Here is a 17447-nt window from a genome sequence, read left to right as displayed (position 1 = left end):
AACAGAGAAACATCGAACATCCAACTTCGAAGTTGGACATTGGACATTCCTCTGTTCGTCTGTTAAACAACAAACCTATACCCCACCCCCTTAATCGTAATAATTTCAAGACTCGGATCGTCTTTCAGGTAGCCGCGGATTTTGGTGATGTAGACGTCTAGGTTACGGCTGTTGAAGAATGAGTCGTTGCCCCAGATATGGTTTAGGAGGTCGCGGCGGTCAATTACCGCATTGCGGTTTTGGTAGAGGTATTTAAGTAGTTCAGCTTCTCTGTATGACAGCTTTTTCTCGGAGCTGCCGTTGCTGAGTAATTGTTTATTGAGATGGAAACTATATTTACCCATAACAATTGTATCGCCCATTTCGGCTGGAACATCTTCTTTCTTTACCCGCAATGCATTTTCAATCCGTACAATCAGCTCTTCCATGCTGAATGGTTTACGGATATAATCGTTGCCCCCAATTTTAAATCCATGCACTACGTCTTCCGTCTGTGTTTTTGCAGTCAGGAAAATAACCGGGATATCATCGTTCAGTTTGCGGATATCTTCAGCCAGTTCAAAACCGCTTCTGTTGGGTAACATAACATCGAGAATACAGATATCTGGCTGTTCATCTTCAAAAGAGCGGATAACATCTGCACCATCAGATTCCATAATCACTTCAAAGCCCCTTGTTTCCAGTGTTTCTTTTACGATTTTACCGAGAAACAATTCATCTTCTACGTATAATACTTTTATTGGCATAGGTACAGACAGTCTTTTATAAATCCCTTACGGGTAATGTCACAATAAATATACTTCCTTTATCCGGCTCGCTTTCAACACGGATCGTTCCTTTATGACTTTTCACTACCTGCGCAACATAGCTAAGTCCTAAGCCGTAGCCCTTGATATTATGTTTATTACCAGTAGGTACCCGGAAGAATTTATCAAATATTTTTGTTTGGTGCTGTGGTGCAATACCAATTCCATTATCCTGAATCTTTAATGAAATGGTATCCTTATCAGGCATATCCATTTCAATATTGATTTCAGCCTTCGAATTGCTGTATTTCAGTGCATTATCCAGCAGGTTATAAACAACACTGGTAAGGTGTAGTTTATCTGCTTCAATCATATAACTATGATTTCCGGCAGTAAAATGAACCTGAGCCTTTTGTTTATCGAACTGGAGTTTCATTATGCGAAGATTCTCTTCGATCAGTTCTTTCAAATCAAAAGGTTCTTTATTCAATTCAATCTGCTGCTTTTCAAACATAGACAGTTTGAGTACTTTATCTACCAGCAGACTTAAGCGCTGTAGTTCAGCAGCAGAGATATCGAGGTATTCTTTGGTTCTTTCCGGACTTTGAATCGCATTAAAATTCCGAAGTGCCTCAATAGCCACACCTACTGTTGCAATCGGGGTTTTAAGCTCGTGGGTAATATTACTGATGAAATCATTTTTTATTTCAGCCAGTCTTTGTTGTGCCAACAGGTTACGGTATAACATGATAAAAGAACCTGCTACCAATAATAATAGAATCAATGATCCGCCAATCTGCATCTGCATTTTTCCCAGCACATACATATCAGTGCCTTCAAAACTTGCCTGATATGCATAAGGTGTGTTGTAGCCTACAAATACCTTATCGGTAATAATCGCATCTGTTGTATCCCGCTTAAACTGCCATCTATTTGGAATACTGTCCTTGAAGGATTCAAACGATATCTTGAAACGTAATTTTTTATTTGTTTTTCCTAAAGCAACGCGATAGGCTGAATCAACCTGCTTAACAGGTATTGAATCGTTAATGGTTTTATTGTTGGATAAAAATCGAATGATTGGCGATGTTGTTCCTGCACCCGGCATTATCCTTTCAGTAAAATGCACGGTTTGTGCTGGTACTATCTCCAGCTTTTTTGTACTGCCGGCAGGTTCTCTGCCAGATGAAGGCTTCTTGATAACTTGTATACCTGGTTTTGATACAATATTTTGTATTCCTCTCTTACCAGCAGAATCAGGTAAATGCTTTAATGAATTACTGTCTTTAGTAGTAACGCTAATACTGTATCCTTTAGAGAATTGATGGTTTATTTTTCCGTTGATTTCTTCCTTCATCGTAGAATCGAATCGAACAATGATACGGTCGAATGAATCGCGGGCATTTGATTTTGCCTGTTTCATAATCAGCTCTATCAATGCCGGGTTAGGTGCACCTTTAAAGCTAAATCCAGATTTGAATACCGAAACAGACTGAATTGAATCAGCAGGAATATTATTTAATTCAATTGGACCGTTAATAGTCCTGTATAAAACATTGGCGGCACTGATTATTTTCCCAGAGTCTTTTTTTGGCTTTTTCCCAGTAGTTCCGTAGGCTATTACTTTAGGTGATGGTACGGTAATGTTTTGAGCAATAAGCGTGGTATCTTTTTCAAATCGTGATAACTGAAGTTTATTCATGGTTTCACGAAAACTAATGTCTACTTCTTTCTTCAGTCCTGCATGTTCATCTTTATACAGCTTATGCAGCCAGTAGCCTTCGAATGCTGCCAGCAACAGCACGGTGGCTGTCATTAATATCATGGATAGCTGTAGTTTTTTCATGTTGTTCAATCTCATTGCAAAGGTAGGGGCTTCTATGCCCTGCATCGCAAATCCATTAACCTAAATTAACCTTTAAGCAAGAATGCTTAACACTGACCCGTATTAGTTTTGATTCGTTCAAAATTAAGGGCAAGAGCCCCGTATTAAAGTTTTCAATATAAATAAACCTACATGAAGAAAGTATTTTTCCTGATTGTTGCTGTTGTTAGTTTTGGCACAATTAAGGCCCAGGTGAAACAGGGCACCATTATGTATGAGCGAAAGGTGAATGCACATCGTTCAATTACCAGTGAACAGATGAAGGCCATGATCCCTGAATTTCGTATCAGTAAACATTTGTTGATTTTCAGTGACAGTATTTCCCTTTATAAGATGATTCCTGAAAATGATGCTCCTGATCCATTTGCAAGTGGTGCCGGTGCCGGTGGTGGTGGAATGAGAATGTCTTTCTCTTTTAACACTGGCTCTGATGCAGGTGAATTGTATAAAAATTTTACACAATCCAAATCGATCCTCAGTTCAGAACTGGCAGGTAAGAATTACCTGATCAGCGATTCTATTAAACAACAACCCTGGAAACTGATCAATGAAACCAAACAGATCCTCGGTTATACCTGTTTAAAAGCAACCAGAAAAGTAACCATGCCGCCACAGCAAACCAGGATGATGGTTATCGGTGGACCGGGAGGAAATACTTCAAGAGATACCACAACCCCAGTAGGCCGCGAAATAGAAGTAGTAGCCTGGTATGCACAGGATATTATTAGTCCTGTAGGACCAGAAAGCTACGGTCAGTTGCCTGGTGTGATTTTGCAGTTAGATATTGATAATGCAGCTACTGTTTACAACGCATTAGAAATAAAAAAAGAAGTAGACCAGAAAATGCTGAAAGAACCTAAAAAAGGTAAATCGGTAACTTCTGCTGAATTCAATAAACTGCGAATGGATATGATGCAGCAACAGTTTCAGAATGGAGGCGGAATCAGGTTTGGGGGGTAGTTTGATGTTAGCAGTTAGGTGTTAGGTATTAGGTGTTAGCCATTTGCCATTACAATTTAAACCCTAACACCTAACACCTATCACCTAACCTTCTCCCACCAGTTCACTAAACCCGAAGGATTTACCAAATCAACTTTCTGACCAATCATTGGCGTGAGTATTTGGGGATCTTCGGGTTTTGTTGTTTTCAGAAGGGAAACAATGGGTTCATCCCAGGCATGATTGGCAAGGGTGAATTTTGACCAATGCACCGGTAATAATTTTGCAGCCCTCAGCTCCCTGCTTGCGGGCATTATCTGCTCTGGTAACATGTGAATGTATCTCCAGTTTTGATCATACTGACCGCATTCAAGTATGGCAAGATCAAAAGGACCGTAGCCATCACCAATAGCTTTGAAATGATCATCATACCCACTATCACCTCCTAAATAAAGATTCATTGAGGGTAAACGCAATGCGAAGGATACCCATAGCGACTGATTACGTTTAAAGCCTCTTCCTGAAAAATGACGGGCCGGTAATACGGTAACACTTATTCCTTCATCCAGGTTTGCCTGTTCATACCAATCGAACTCCATGATCTGATCCGCACTATACCCCCAGCGTTCGAAATGTGCGCCGGTTCCTAATCCGGTAATAACTTTTGCTACTTTGTTTTTTATTTTTTGAATGGTAGAAAAATCAAGATGATCCCAGTGATCATGAGATATAAAAAGATAATCGATATTGGGAAGGTCATCTGTTGTGTATTTATCTGCACCAGTAAATGCACGGGTGGTAAATGAGATAGGTGATGCTGCTCCGCTAAATACAGGGTCTACCAATATTTTTTTGCCATCTACCTGAATAAAATAAGAGGAATGACCCATCCAAACCAATACCTGCTCATAAGGGTCGAGTTGTTTTAAGGACGTTTTCAAGGCGGGCAGTTCAGTTGTTGGCCTGGGTCTTTCTTTTTTACGGAAAAAGAATTCCATTATTACACTATAATAACTGGCATCTTCTGCCAGATCGGGCGTATGACTAAGGTTCTGAAATTTACCATCACGGTAATTGGGTGATTGTTCAATTCGCTGCTTTCTAGCTCCGGCCGAAAGACTTCCAAATGGTTCTGTCCGAACAAAAGCATAAACAGCCAGCACCAACAATAATAATACACCTATAAATAGGACCATAACATATATTTCTACTCGTTTAAGACGATTGAGCTATTAAAATATTGCATAAAAAAAATCCCTTCCTAAACAGGAAGGGAGTACTGATAAATATGAGCATGAGAAAAATTAGAATGATCTGGTGATAATACGGGCTCCCCCACTTGAAGCTGCTTTATTTAACCTGAACGTAAAACTCAGGAGAAAATAACGTTGCAACACATTGTAGCGGGTATCTTCAATATAGTTCTGGTTCGCAGACCTGTTCACTCCAACGTTTTTATTTAGCAGATCATATACGGTTAGTTTCAATTCCCCGCGTTTGTTCTTCAGGAACGATTTGGCAAGGGATGCATTCCAGTAGGGTATTTTGGTATTAAAGCCATCTGCCCTTCCTGAGTTTATGGTATAATTGAAACTATTGTTCATTATTAATCCAAGTGGCAGATAATTATTCATTTCAATATTATATGTCTGCTGAAGATAGTTGGTATTCAGCCTGGATTGTAAACTGTAAGTTGCCTTACTTATATTCAAACGTGCAGATGCATTGATATCCATTAAGCCGTCTTTATTAAAGCTGTAATTAAGCGATGGCCCTACACCCAGGTTGGCAATATTGTTTCTTGCGCCATTCAGGAAAGCAATATTTCTGGTATAATTCGTATTGATCCCAATATCGATCCTTGATTTTAGTTTCTTAATGGGAAAACCTGCATTCACACTTCCAAATACGAAATATTGTCCATCAGCGTTAACCGGCATTGACACCCTGGCTCCATTGGGTTGTATTACATCGGAATTTACGATGGCATTATTGGTTTTGGTAGCAGAAATAAAGGCAAAGAGATTTCTTTGTGTATAGATATTGGTTGAAAAGAAGCTCAGGTTTAGTGATTGCACATAACTTCTTTTCAGGTTTGGATTACCAGTATACGTATTCAATGGATCACTCACATCCGCTATGGGCTGCAACTGAGCCGTTGACGGCTGAGTAGTAGATGTATTCAGTCCCAGAGATAATGTTTTCGTCGATGCCAACTTATATTGTATGTTGGCACTCGGCAACAGATCAGAGAAATGTTGTTCAATTACATTACCATTGGTATTATTGGTACTCTTAAGTATGGCAGACTGAAATGATGACCCAACAGTTAAAGAAAACTTCTTCATATTCGATCTGAAATTAAGTGTACCTCCACCATAATTATAACTACTGGTAAAATCATTACTCAACACCGTATTATATTGGTCATATTTTCCAGAACCACTGTTGTAGTCATATGTTTTTCGATCGCTCTGACCGCTATTGGTATTATAAAATGAAGTGATTTCCAGCAATGATTTTGATCCAATGGGTTCGGTATAGGTAATGGTTGCTCCGAAATTTCGGGTGATGGCATTCCTGCTGTTTTTCTGATTAGTAATAGAGTCGCGCAAAGGCACTCCTGCCGCATAGAAGGTATTACGGGTGTACAGGTCTCCTGTTTGTTTACTATCGTTATAGTTGAGGGTGAAATTACCGGAAATGGTTCTCCCCTTTTTCTTCAGACGCTGGCGGTACAAAGCAGTAGCAGATAGGTTCAGGGCTTCTGAATTTGTTCTGCTATCGCTGAAACCATCATTTATTTTTTGTCCGCTTGTATTGGTTGAGCTATAACTACTATAAGTGCGGCTATTATTCTGCTGCGCAGAAACAACAGGTGTTACCTTCAAAGAAATCAAACTGTCGAATTTATGATCGAAACCTCCGTTCCATCTTTGTTGTTGTATTCTTCTTGCTGAATTACTATTGCTTAGATAATCAAAACTGTTACCGGGTAGCAGATTCTGGCGATTGGTAGTTCGATTGGTAGCGAGGTCTATATCGCTGAACATACCGCTGGTATTTACATTTGATTTCTTGTTCCATAAATCATTATAATTTACACCACCTGCATAGGTTGTAGCCACACCCTGCTGGTTTTGTCCAAGTCCGGTTACTGGCAGTCCATTATCACCACCCCCTCCGCTATTGATACTAATACTAATTCCGCCTCCGGTATTACGCATACCTCGCGCCAGATCGCCAGTGAAGTTCATGATATCATTTAAACTGAATCCTTGCTTATTAACGTTGTTAGCCATACCCAGCAGTGATAATTGCTGATCGCCATTAAATCGGTTAATATTGGTTTGGGCATCATATCGGCCATCGTCGCCCCCGGCGCCTCCTGCAATTCTTCCGAAGGTAGATTTGTTCCTGTCTTTTTTGAGTTTCAGGTTGATGGCTTTTTCTGAATTACCATCATCAATTCCGGTAAATTCGGCTCTATCACTTTTTTTATCAAATACCTGTACTTTATCTACTGCATCGGCATCCAGGTTTTTGGTAGCGATTTTCGGGTCACCGGTAAAAAACTCTTTGCCGTTAACCAAAACGCGGTTAATCTTTTGTCCGTTAACCCTTACTGTTCCATCGGTATCGACTGTAACTCCGGGCAATCGTTTCAACAGGTCTTCCACCACTGCATTGGGTTGTGTTTTGAAATTTTCGGTATTAAATTCAACCGTATCATTGTTGATGGTTACCGGGGCCCTTCTAGCTGTAACCGTTACATCATTACTTTTAAGTACATCGGTTAGTATCAGTTGACCAAGGTCCAGCATATTACCAGCAGTTACTTCAATTGATTTCCAGACAGGCACATAACCAACATAGGAAGCTGAAATCAGGTATGAACCTTTTTCAAGCGTTTTAAAATTAAACTTACCCGTAGAATCGGCACGGGTAAAGGTAACAAGGGTAGAATCTTTGCTGTCTACAATAGAAACAGTTGCATATGCCAGTCCACGATTAGTGGCCGTATCAAATACATGCCCTTTTACGGATCCGGTATTTTGCGCCTCTGAGAAAGCGGGTAAAAGTGCAATAATCAACAGTGTAGCGACGTACTTAAACATTAGTTTTGATTTTAATAAACCAAAAGTAGGGTCGTCGAAATCTAAAAGCGGTTAATGAACTTTGGGGAAAGGTTAATAAAGGTTAATGGCTTTCCTAGGGGCTATGGGCTTTGGTCCATGGTCCATAGTCCATGGGAGAGCCATCTGGATTCATATTAAGAGCATGAAAAAAGCCAATGCGTAATAACATTGGCTTTTAAGGTTTCTTTATTGTGTGATTATTTTTCTATTGAAATAAGCTCTACTTCAAAGATTAAGGTAGATCCAGGACCAATTTTTGGTCCGGCCTGGTTATCACCATAGGCTAAATCGGAGGGCACGTATAGCTTCCATTTACTTCCTACGGTCATTAATTGTAATGCTTCCTGCCAGCCTTTGATTACACCACCTACTGAAAATACAATGGGTTCACCGCGTTCAACTGAACTGTCGAAAACGGTTCCGTCGATCAATGTTCCATGATAATGACATTTAACCTGATCAGTAGCGACCGGCTTTACGCCATCAGGATTATTTTTTATGATCTCATATTGTAAACCACTAGGTAATGTAATTACCCCCGGACGTTTGGCATTGGCATCAAGAAAGGTTTTGGCCTGCTTTTTAATCTCTCCCATCTTCGCTTCATTTGCTTCCGATATAAAATCCTGTATACATCCATCGAGTGCGATTTCAGGGATAATGATTTTCTTCTTTTGCAATTGATCCGACAATGCCCTTTGCAATATTGCCACATTCAAATTACCCATACCCTGGTTTTCGAGGTTTTGAGCAATCCTGATACCAAGTGCATAGCTGGCAGAATCTTTACTGTTTTTCAAAGGATTTACTACCGTTTTAACAGGTGCTTTAGTAGTTTTTGGCGCTGCAGGTTTAGTTGTTTTTGTTTGGCCATAAGTAGTACCTGCCACTACAAATGCAACTAAGCATGAAAATATTATTCGCATCATTTCTGGTTTAAGAGCATCAAAACAACAATATTTTAGGGATTGCGCCAAGAATGCGGTCACTATTCCACCGACTTTAATTTTCCAACAACATTTGAACGGCGTTTGCAGCTTTTTCAAACTGGAATCCTGCCATTGCTTTTTCCATCATGGATTGAATCGCATCATTACAAAGATTACCGATGCTGCCCTCATGGGTATGGTTAACCTGGGTCGCATTGGTTTCAAATTTGTTTTCTTCAATCAACATGCCGATCTGTTTGTAAGCATCTCTGAAGGGTACTCCCTGAAGTACCAACTTATTTACTTCTTCTACACTAAATGCATACAGGTACTTTTCATCTTGCATGATATTGGTTTTCACCTCAATAGATGAAAGCATCAGGTGTGCCATTTGTAAACACTGCCCCAGGGTATTAAATGCCGGGAACAAATGCTCTTTCAGCAATTGAAGATCGCGATGGTATCCGGAAGGCAGGTTGGTGGTCATCAGCATTATTTCATTTGGCAATGCTTTTATTCTATTGGCATGCGACCTGATGAGTTCAAACACATCGGGGTTTTTCTTATGGGGCATAATGCTGGATCCGGTTGTAAGCTCTGACGGAAATTGCACAAAATCGAAATTCTGGTTCAGGTACAAACACATATCCATGCTCATCCGACTAAGCGTATCAGCAATATTTGCCATCGCCATTGCTGTAATTCGTTCTGCTTTACCCCTTCCCATTTGTGCATATACAACATTATAATTCAGGTCATCAAAACCAAGCAGTTTGGTGGTAAGTGTTCTGTTGATAGGGAAAGAAGATCCATAACCTGCTGCAGAGCCTAATGGATTTTTATTTACCACTTTATAGGCTGCCTGTAATGTAGTGATATCGTCTACCAGACTCTCCGCATATGCACCAAACCACAAACCGAATGAGGATGGCATGGCCAATTGCAGGTGCGTGTAACCTGGTAATAAATGCGCCTTAAACTTCTCACTTTGAACCTGCAGTAATTGAAAAAGGTTTTGTACTTCTTCTGCCAACAGTCTTATTTCATTACGCAGAAATAATTTAATATCTACCAATACCTGATCGTTCCTGCTTCTGGCGCTATGTATTTTTTTACCTGCTTCCCCTATTCTTTCAGTAAGCATAAACTCAATCTGTGAGTGAATGTCTTCTATGTTTTTGTGAATGGTGAATGGGGAATCCTGAATTTCTTTATAGATATTACGTAGTTCCTTATTTACCAGTATAGCTTCTTCTTTTGTCAACAAACCTACTTCTGCCAGCATGGTTACATGGGCAATAGAACCAAGTACATCAAATGGCGCCAGTAACAGATCCATTTCACGATCTTTCCCTACAGTAAAATGTTCTACCGCTTCTGAAACAGTACTACTTTTTTGCCAGAGTTTCATGTGTTTACATTTAATGATTTGGTTGCCCGGTTAGGAAATACTTGTCTCCTTTAACTTCTCTGCTGCTGCATTAGTTCCTCTAACAATGCTATATACAATTCAATACCTGCTGATATTTCATGCAGGTGAATAAATTCATCTGCACTATGACTTCTCGCTGAATCACCTGGCCCCATTTTCAAGGTAAGAAAGGGCATCAGTGCTTTGTCTGATGTGGTGGGTGAGCCATACCAACTTCTGCCCAGTTTTTTTCCGGCCATAATCAAAGGATGATCGAGTGGAATACTACTTGATTTCATCCTAAGACTGCGTGGTTTTATGACAGATTGAAGATTGGCCTGAATAGTATCAATGACTTCCTCAAATACATAACACTCATTTACCCGAACATCAATTACAAAATTGCAGGAAGCTGGTACTACATTATGTGCTTTATTTTCTGTCTCGATCACTGTTACCGTCATCTTCACCGGACCTAATAGTTCTGAAACTTTTTCGAACTGGTAGTTTTCAATCCACTGAATATCTCTCATTGCCTTGTATAAGGCATTCTCTCCTTCGTTTCTAGCTGCATGACCAGGTTTACCTGAAGCAACTGCATCCAATACCAACAATCCCCTTTCCGCTACTGCCATTTGCATGAGTGTTGGCTCACCCACAATGCCAAATGCGATTTCGGGTAATAAAGGAAGCAAAGCTTCAATACCATTCTTCCCTGAAATTTCTTCTTCAGCCGTTGCAGCGAAAACAAAATTATAAGCCAACTGTTCAGCATCATAATAATGCAGAAAAACAGCCATCAAAGCTACTAATGGTCCACCAGCGTCATTACTTCCCAGCCCGAACAATTTCCCATCCTTTTCTATTGGAGAAAAGGGATCCACTGTATATGCTTTATTGGGTTTTACGGTATCGTGGTGTGAATTTAATAAGATAGTTGGTTTTGCAGGATTGAAATGCAGGTTTGTTGCCCATACATTATTCAGGTGTCTGTTAACCTGTATATTTTTTGTTTCCAGGAATTGTTGAATGCGATCCGCTGTAACATTTTCTTCCTTGCTGAAAGAAGGAATGGCAATCAGTTCTTTCAACAGTCCGACAGATTGTTCGTATAATATGTTTAATGGCGTACCCATTTTATTGTATCGTGGTTCCTGATTTAGCGCTTATGAGTAAAGTTAGTTCTTCTGCCTGGCCAATAATCACTTTACTAACTCCTGCTTCAATTGCAGCAAATGCATTATCAAGCTTGGGAATCATTCCTGCAAATATTTTGCCTGCTGATTTCAAATGCTCGTAATTCTTTCTATCTAATGTATTTATAACCGAATTATCATCATTTACATCTGTCAAAACGCCTTTTTTCTCAAAAGAATAAACAAGGTTTGTTTGATATTGTCCACTTAATGCCTTGGCAATTTCCTGTGCAATGGTATCTGCATTGGTGTTTAATAATTGTCCATTGGCATCATGTGTAATCGGTGCAATTATGACGGTCGTATTTTGTTGTAATAATTGATCAAACAGGTTTGCATTAACCATATCAATATCTCCAACAAAACCATAATCAATCGTTGCATGTTGCCGCTTATGGGCTAGTATGGCGTTACCGTCTGCACCAGTAATACCTAATGCATTGGTGCCCATCGACTGTAATTTTGCTACAATCTGTTTGTTTATATAACCCGCATAAACCATTGTTACTATTCGCAGGGTATCGGCATCTGTTATACGACGGCCGTCGATCATTTTTTGCGGGATAGCCATTTGTTCGGCCATTTTGGTGGCCAGTTTTCCGCCACCATGAACCAGTATTTTATTGCCCTCCAGTTTTGCAAACTGCTTAAGAAAAGCATCAAGCCTTTGTTCATCATCAATGATGTTACCGCTGATCTTTATGATATATAGAGGTTCCTGCATCATTATTTTGAGGTAAGCATTTCATGTAATACAGCCTGTGCCGCCCATACGCGGTTTCCGGCCTGCTTTGTAACAAGGCTATGTGGCCCATCAAGCATTTCATCGCTCAATTCAACATTTCTTCTTACGGGTAAACAATGCATCACTTTCGCCTGATTGGTCACTTTCATTTTCTCTTCTGTAAGCATCCAGGCCGGGTCATTTTCGTATACTTTACCGTAGTCGGTATAAGTGCTCCAGTTCTTCACATAAACAAAATCAGCTCCCGCCAATGCCGCATCCTGGTCATGTGTAATGGTTGCGCCTTTGGTAAACTTTTCTGCCAGTTCATAATCCGCCGGATGGGTAATCACAAAGTCTGCCTCACCCCATGCATTTACCCATTCAGCAAAACTATTGGCCACACATTGCGGCAGGGGTTTGATATGTGGTGCCCAGGTTAATACAATTTTGGGCTTACGTTGTATAGGCTTAGCTTTTAATTCTACAGTGATGGTTACCAGATCAGTTAAAGATTGAAGAGGATGTAGTGTGGCACTTTCCAGACTAACCACCGGAACACCCGCATATTTAATGAACTGGTGTATAAACATTTCACTATAATCATCTTCCCTGTTTTTCAGTGAAGGAAAGGTGCGGATACAAAGGATATCAAAATACTGACCCAATACCGGTGCTGCGTCTTTTACATGTTCTACGGTATTGCCACTCATGATTGCACCTTCTTCAAATTCAAGGGCCCAGCCTTCTTTGTCTACATTAAATACAATAGCTTCCATACCCAGGTTTCTGGCAGCTACTTGTGTGCTTAATCTTGTTCTAAGGCTTGGATTCAGAAACAATAACCCGATACGCTTACCTGCACCCAGTTGCTGGTATTGCAGTGGGTTAGCCTTACAACTGATGGCTTTACTGATCAGTGCATTGATATCGGCTACATCATTTACAGAAATAAATTGTTTCATGGCTTACTTGTTCTCTGTGGATGGCTCTGTGTTCCCCTGTTCACGGTGATGGTTTTGTTTTCACCGCAGAGAACAGGAGATAATGGAGTTTACGCAGAGGGTTTATTTAAAAAAATGATTGCTTGTTTAATGGACGCTATACATTCATCAATTTGTGCTTTTGTCAATGCAAGTGATGGCAACAGTCTGATTACGTTTGGCTTTGCTTCTCCGGTAAAAATCTTGTACTCCTGCAGCAATACTTTTTTCAGGTCTTTGATATTTTCCGGTACATCAAAACCAATCATAAAACCTAGCCCTCTTACATTTTCTATTTCCGGTATTGTTTTCAATTGTTCCATTAAATAACTTCCGTTTTCTGCTGCAGCCTGAACAAGGGCTTCATCTTCCATCACTTCCAATACTGCCAGTGCTGCAGCGCAGGCCAGGTGGTTTCCGCCGAATGTAGTACCAAGCATTCCATGTTTGGGTTGTATATGTGGTGCTATCAAAATTCCTCCGATTGGAAAACCATTGCCCATTCCTTTGGCCATAGAATAGATATCGGCATTTACGCCTGCATGGTCGTGGGCAAAGAATTTACCGGTTCTTCCATAGCCACATTGTACGCTGTCTGCAATAAATAACGCATCATACTGATCACATAAAGAACGAATGGTTTGCAGGAATAACGGGCTTGCAACGTTAATACCTCCAACACCTTGTATGCCTTCTGTAATAACTGCTGCAATATTTGCTCCTTCTTCTACAAAACACTGGTGCAAGGCATTTACATCATTAAATGGAAGAAAAATGATATTATCGGTTTCGTTCACGGGCGCTACAATAGATGGGTTATCTGTTGCAGCCACAGCCAATGAGGTTCGACCATGAAATGATTTTTTAAACGCAACAATTTTTTTACGCCCTGTATGAAACGAAGCCAGTTTCAGTGCGTTTTCATTGGCTTCGGCACCGCTGTTACAAAGGAATAACTGGTAGTTTTCTTTACCGCTTAAGGTTGCGAGTTTATCTGCCAGTTGTTGCTGCAGTGGTATGATCACTGAATTAGAATAGAAAGCAATTTTATGGAGTTGTTCCTCTATTCTTTTTACCCAATGCGGGTGGGTATGTCCAATACTGATTACAGCATGGCCGCCATACATATCGAGGTATTTGGTTCCATTATTATCCCAAACAGTGGATCCTGATGCTTTCTCGATGGTAATATTATTGAGCGGATATACATCAAAAAGTTTCATAGTTCAATTAGGTTGTCGCTTTTGAGCGATTTAGAAATAGTTTGCTTTTAAACCGAGCCCGGTTTTTTCATCCAGACCAAATAACAGGTTCATGTTTTGTACGGCCTGTCCGCTGGCTCCTTTCAACAGGTTATCGATGGCACTGTGCACCACCATTTTGCTTCCCTGCTTTTCAATATGCACCAGACACTTGTTGGTATTAACCACTTGTTTAAGGTCTATCATCTGCTCACTGAAGTGGGTAAATGCCGCAGTTGCATAGAAATCGCGGTATAGTGATTGAAGCTCTTCAATCGTTAAACTACTGTCTATGATGGAGCTGGTATAAATACCCCTTGTAAAATCGCCGCGCCATGGTACAAAATGTACGCCCTTGCCTTCACCATTAATAGTTAATGGATCATTGGACTGTAACTGATTCAGCGATTCGGTTATTTCTTTGATATGCTGGTGGCTCAAAGATTTATACGCCTGTATATTATTGGCGCGCCAGCTAAAATGTGAGGTATTGCTTAATGACTGCCCCGCACCTGTGGAGCCTGTTATACCGGTAGTATGTACATCTCCTAATATGCCAGCTTTTGCCAGAGGGAGTAATGCAAGTTGAATGGCAGTTGCAAAACAACCTGGATTGGCGATATACTGCGCCTGCTGTATAGATTCCCTGTTTAATTCAGGCAGGCCATAGACAAATGATTTATCCTGGTGCTTTGAAGTAGTATTTAATCGAAAGTCTTGTGAAAGATCAATGATTTTTATAGAGGAGGGTATCGAATGCTGGTCGAGGAATTTTTTAGCATCTCCATGTCCAACGCAGAGAAACAACACATCAGCATCTGCAAGAGGTTCGCTGCTAAATTGCAGGCTGGTTTCGCCCAACAGGTCTGCATGTACTGCATACAAAGGTTTTCCGGCATTACTGGTGCTGTGTATATTTACCAGTTCAACCTGTGGGTGTTTTAATAACAGCCGTATCAATTCTCCACCTGTATAACCTGCTGCTCCTGTTATAGCTACCCTTATCTGCTTCATGACTGTTCATTTTTGATGCTGTGATAAATAGAAGTCTGGTTGCCGAATATTTTAGAGAATCCTCTAACATCTTCACCTGTCCAGCCGCTGTTCATTTCACCGTATTTGCCAAACTTGCTGCTCATGAGGTCGTTGGGCGATTCAATACCGATGATGGTAAAACGGTAAGGTTGTAATTGAATAAATACATCTCCCGTAACCTGTTCCTGAGAGTGTTGCAGGAATGCTTCAATATCGCGCATTACCGGATCCAGTATTTGTCCTTCATGCAACCAGTTGCCATAAAATTGTGCAAGCTGGTCTTTCCAGCTAAGCTGCCATTTGGTGAGAACATGTTTTTCGAGTGCATGGTGTGCTTTGAGTATCACCATGGGTGCAGCAGCTTCAAAGCCTACACGGCCCTTGATGCCTATGATGGTATCGCCTACATGTATATCTCTTCCTATGCCAAACGGACCGGCAATAGATTGTACATATTGAATGGCTTCGGCCGGATGGCTAAAGTGCTGGTCATTAACGCGTCGCAGTTCACCTTTATCAAAACCAAGTTTTAATTCTTCTGCATTTGTTTTTGTTACCTGGGTCGGCCATGCTTCTTCTGGTAGCATACCTTTTGAGTGCAGTGTTTCTTTACCGCCAACACTGGTGCCCCAGAGTCCTTTGTTGATGGAGTAGGCTGCTTTTTCAAAATTCATTTCTACCCCTTTCGATTTAAGGTAGCTGATTTCTTCTTCTCTGCTCAGTTTCATATCACGGATGGGTGTAATGATTTCAACACCGGGTATCATGATATGAAATACCATGTCGAAACGCACCTGGTCGTTACCAGCGCCGGTACTACCATGCACCACTGCTTTGGCGCCCAGTTTCTTAGTATGTTCGGCGATATGAAGTGCCTGGCTAAGTCTTTCGGCACTTACGCTTAAAGGGTAAGTATTGTTTTTGAGTACATTACCATATATAAGGAAACGAATGATACTATCGTAATAGCTTTTTACTGCATCTACTGTTGTGTGCGATTTTACGCCTAGTTTATAGGCATGTGCTTCGATCTGTTCTAATTCTGCCGGAGAAAAACCACCGGTATTTACAATTACACTATGTACTTCATAGCCTTTTTCATCGGTCAGGTATTTTACACAATAAGATGTGTCGAGTCCGCCACTAAAACCCAATACTACTTTGGTGCCTGCGGGAAGTGATGTAGGAAGAGTGCTCATACGATGCTTGCTTTACTGGTACTATGATCCTGTATAATCAGAGATTAAACAGGTGATGAAAAAATGATTTTGGTTTGATGGCTGCACCGCCATTTTCTTTTTTACGAAACATACGCAACAGTTTGTGTTGTTTCAGTTTCATAAAGCGTTCATATATTTTAGAATTCTTTTTAAACTCTGAAGAAGTTTCTTCCGGTTCAAAATGATCGGCAGGGTCGTATAACATAGCGGTACAGAAGCAATTTTTTCTTTCTTTGCTCATCAGTACATCATAGTTTACACAGCTTTTGCAGCCTGCCCAGAATTCTTCATCATCGGTAAGTTCGCTATAGGTTACCGGTTCATAACCGAGGTCGCTGTTTATTTTCATAACAGCCAGTCCGGTGGTTAAGCCGAAAATTTTAGCTTTCGGATACTTAACCCTTGAAAGGTTGAAGATGGTTTGTTTAATAAGCTTGGCTACTCCGCTTTTACGGAAGGCAGGCGAAACGATGAGGCCGCTATTGGCTACAAAGGAATCGTGTCCCCATGCTTCTATATAGCAGAACCCTACCCAGGTTCCATCGGGTAATAAAGCGATAACGGCTTTACCTTCATCCATTTTCTTTGCTACATATTCCGGGCTTCGTTTGGCGATACCTGTTCCACGTGCTTTGGCCGATGATTCCATTTCATCGGTAATGGTTTGTGCATATCCTGTGTCGCCACTATTGGCTACACGAACAATGATATTTTGTTCCAACTTATAAAAATTAAATAACGTAAAGGGAACGACAGCTACCTGTCAGAAAAACAATTCCGGGGAGTTTTCCACTGATAGGGGCAAGTGCCAGTTGCTCGTCCTATCAGCAACCACGTCGGGGTCGCGGGAGGAAGTTAAAAGCAGCTTCTATTGAAAACACCTGTTTAGGGGTATTCAGTAGGAGGTAAAGGTAATTGATCAGTATCTGCTTCACTTTGAGTGGTCTATTGATTTTTGAGGCTGTAAAATTATAACAGTTTGGGTTATAGTGGTGTATT

Annotated in this window: 14 protein-coding genes; 1 reads left to right on the top strand and 13 read right to left on the bottom strand. The window is 40.6% G+C overall.

Annotation, left to right across the window (positions count from 1 at the left end):
• Positions 1–62: 62 nt before the first annotated feature.
• Both ACH30E_RS03785 and ACH30E_RS03780 read right to left on the bottom strand, forming a co-directional pair.
• Entirely contained in the window at positions 63–746 is a 684-nt protein-coding gene (locus tag ACH30E_RS03785; protein WP_490823693.1) for a response regulator transcription factor, read from the bottom strand.
• A gap of 16 nt (positions 747–762) precedes the next feature.
• Positions 763–2592: a sensor histidine kinase gene (locus tag ACH30E_RS03780; RefSeq protein WP_294988279.1), complete on the bottom strand. Its 1830-nt coding sequence runs from the start codon at positions 2590–2592 to the stop codon at positions 763–765.
• Between the two features lie 171 nt (positions 2593–2763).
• Here ACH30E_RS03780 and ACH30E_RS03775 point away from each other — a divergent pair, with 171 nt between their 5' ends.
• Entirely contained in the window at positions 2764–3591 is an 828-nt protein-coding gene (locus ACH30E_RS03775) for a GLPGLI family protein (protein WP_294988282.1), read from the top strand.
• Between the two features lie 80 nt (positions 3592–3671).
• Here ACH30E_RS03775 and ACH30E_RS03770 read toward each other — a convergent pair whose 3' ends face one another.
• The 11 genes from ACH30E_RS03770 to ACH30E_RS03720 form a co-directional block, all read right to left on the bottom strand.
• Positions 3672–4766, bottom strand: coding sequence for an MBL fold metallo-hydrolase (locus tag ACH30E_RS03770; RefSeq protein WP_294988284.1), 1095 nt, complete (start codon positions 4764–4766; stop codon positions 3672–3674).
• A 108-nt stretch (positions 4767–4874) separates the two neighbouring features.
• Positions 4875–7688, bottom strand: a complete 2814-nt coding sequence (locus tag ACH30E_RS03765) for an outer membrane beta-barrel protein (RefSeq protein ID WP_490823692.1) — start codon at positions 7686–7688, stop codon at positions 4875–4877.
• A gap of 218 nt (positions 7689–7906) precedes the next feature.
• Entirely contained in the window at positions 7907–8635 is a 729-nt protein-coding gene (gene bamJ / locus ACH30E_RS03760; RefSeq protein ID WP_490823691.1) for a BamJ family beta-barrel-assembly machinery protein, read from the bottom strand.
• 76 nt (positions 8636–8711) lie between these two features.
• Positions 8712–10049, bottom strand: a complete 1338-nt coding sequence (argH, locus tag ACH30E_RS03755; RefSeq protein WP_490823690.1) for an argininosuccinate lyase — start codon at positions 10047–10049, stop codon at positions 8712–8714.
• A gap of 50 nt (positions 10050–10099) precedes the next feature.
• Positions 10100–11185 (bottom strand): M20 family metallo-hydrolase, encoded by a 1086-nt coding sequence (locus ACH30E_RS03750; RefSeq protein ID WP_490823689.1) that lies wholly within the window; start codon positions 11183–11185, stop codon positions 10100–10102.
• Between the two features lies 1 nt (position 11186).
• Complete coding sequence (gene argB / locus ACH30E_RS03745) at positions 11187–11972, bottom strand: acetylglutamate kinase (protein ID WP_490823688.1); 786 nt, start codon at positions 11970–11972, stop codon at positions 11187–11189.
• On the bottom strand, positions 11972–12934 hold the full coding sequence (locus tag ACH30E_RS03740) for an N-acetylornithine carbamoyltransferase (RefSeq protein WP_490823687.1): 963 nt from the start codon (positions 12932–12934) through the stop codon (positions 11972–11974). Before ACH30E_RS03740 ends, argB begins: the two co-directional genes overlap by 1 nt.
• An 89-nt stretch (positions 12935–13023) precedes the next feature.
• Positions 13024–14175 (bottom strand): aspartate aminotransferase family protein, encoded by a 1152-nt coding sequence (locus tag ACH30E_RS03735; protein WP_490823686.1) that lies wholly within the window; start codon positions 14173–14175, stop codon positions 13024–13026.
• A 30-nt stretch (positions 14176–14205) separates the two neighbouring features.
• Entirely contained in the window at positions 14206–15207 is a 1002-nt protein-coding gene (gene argC / locus ACH30E_RS03730) for an N-acetyl-gamma-glutamyl-phosphate reductase (protein ID WP_490823685.1), read from the bottom strand.
• Positions 15204–16427 carry an argininosuccinate synthase gene (argG, locus tag ACH30E_RS03725; RefSeq protein WP_294988312.1) on the bottom strand — a complete coding sequence of 408 codons (1224 nt, stop codon included), beginning with the start codon at positions 16425–16427 and terminating at the stop codon, positions 15204–15206. The genes argC and argG overlap by 4 nt, the downstream gene beginning before the upstream one ends.
• A gap of 37 nt (positions 16428–16464) precedes the next feature.
• Complete coding sequence (locus ACH30E_RS03720) at positions 16465–17169, bottom strand: GNAT family N-acetyltransferase (RefSeq protein WP_294988315.1); 705 nt, start codon at positions 17167–17169, stop codon at positions 16465–16467.
• Positions 17170–17447 lie beyond the last annotated feature (278 nt).

The sequence above is a fragment of the Sediminibacterium sp. FW305-C-61 genome, from assembly GCF_058231065.1.
Note: the sequence above shows the minus strand (reverse complement) of the source record. Positions and strands in the feature narration are given on the sequence as shown.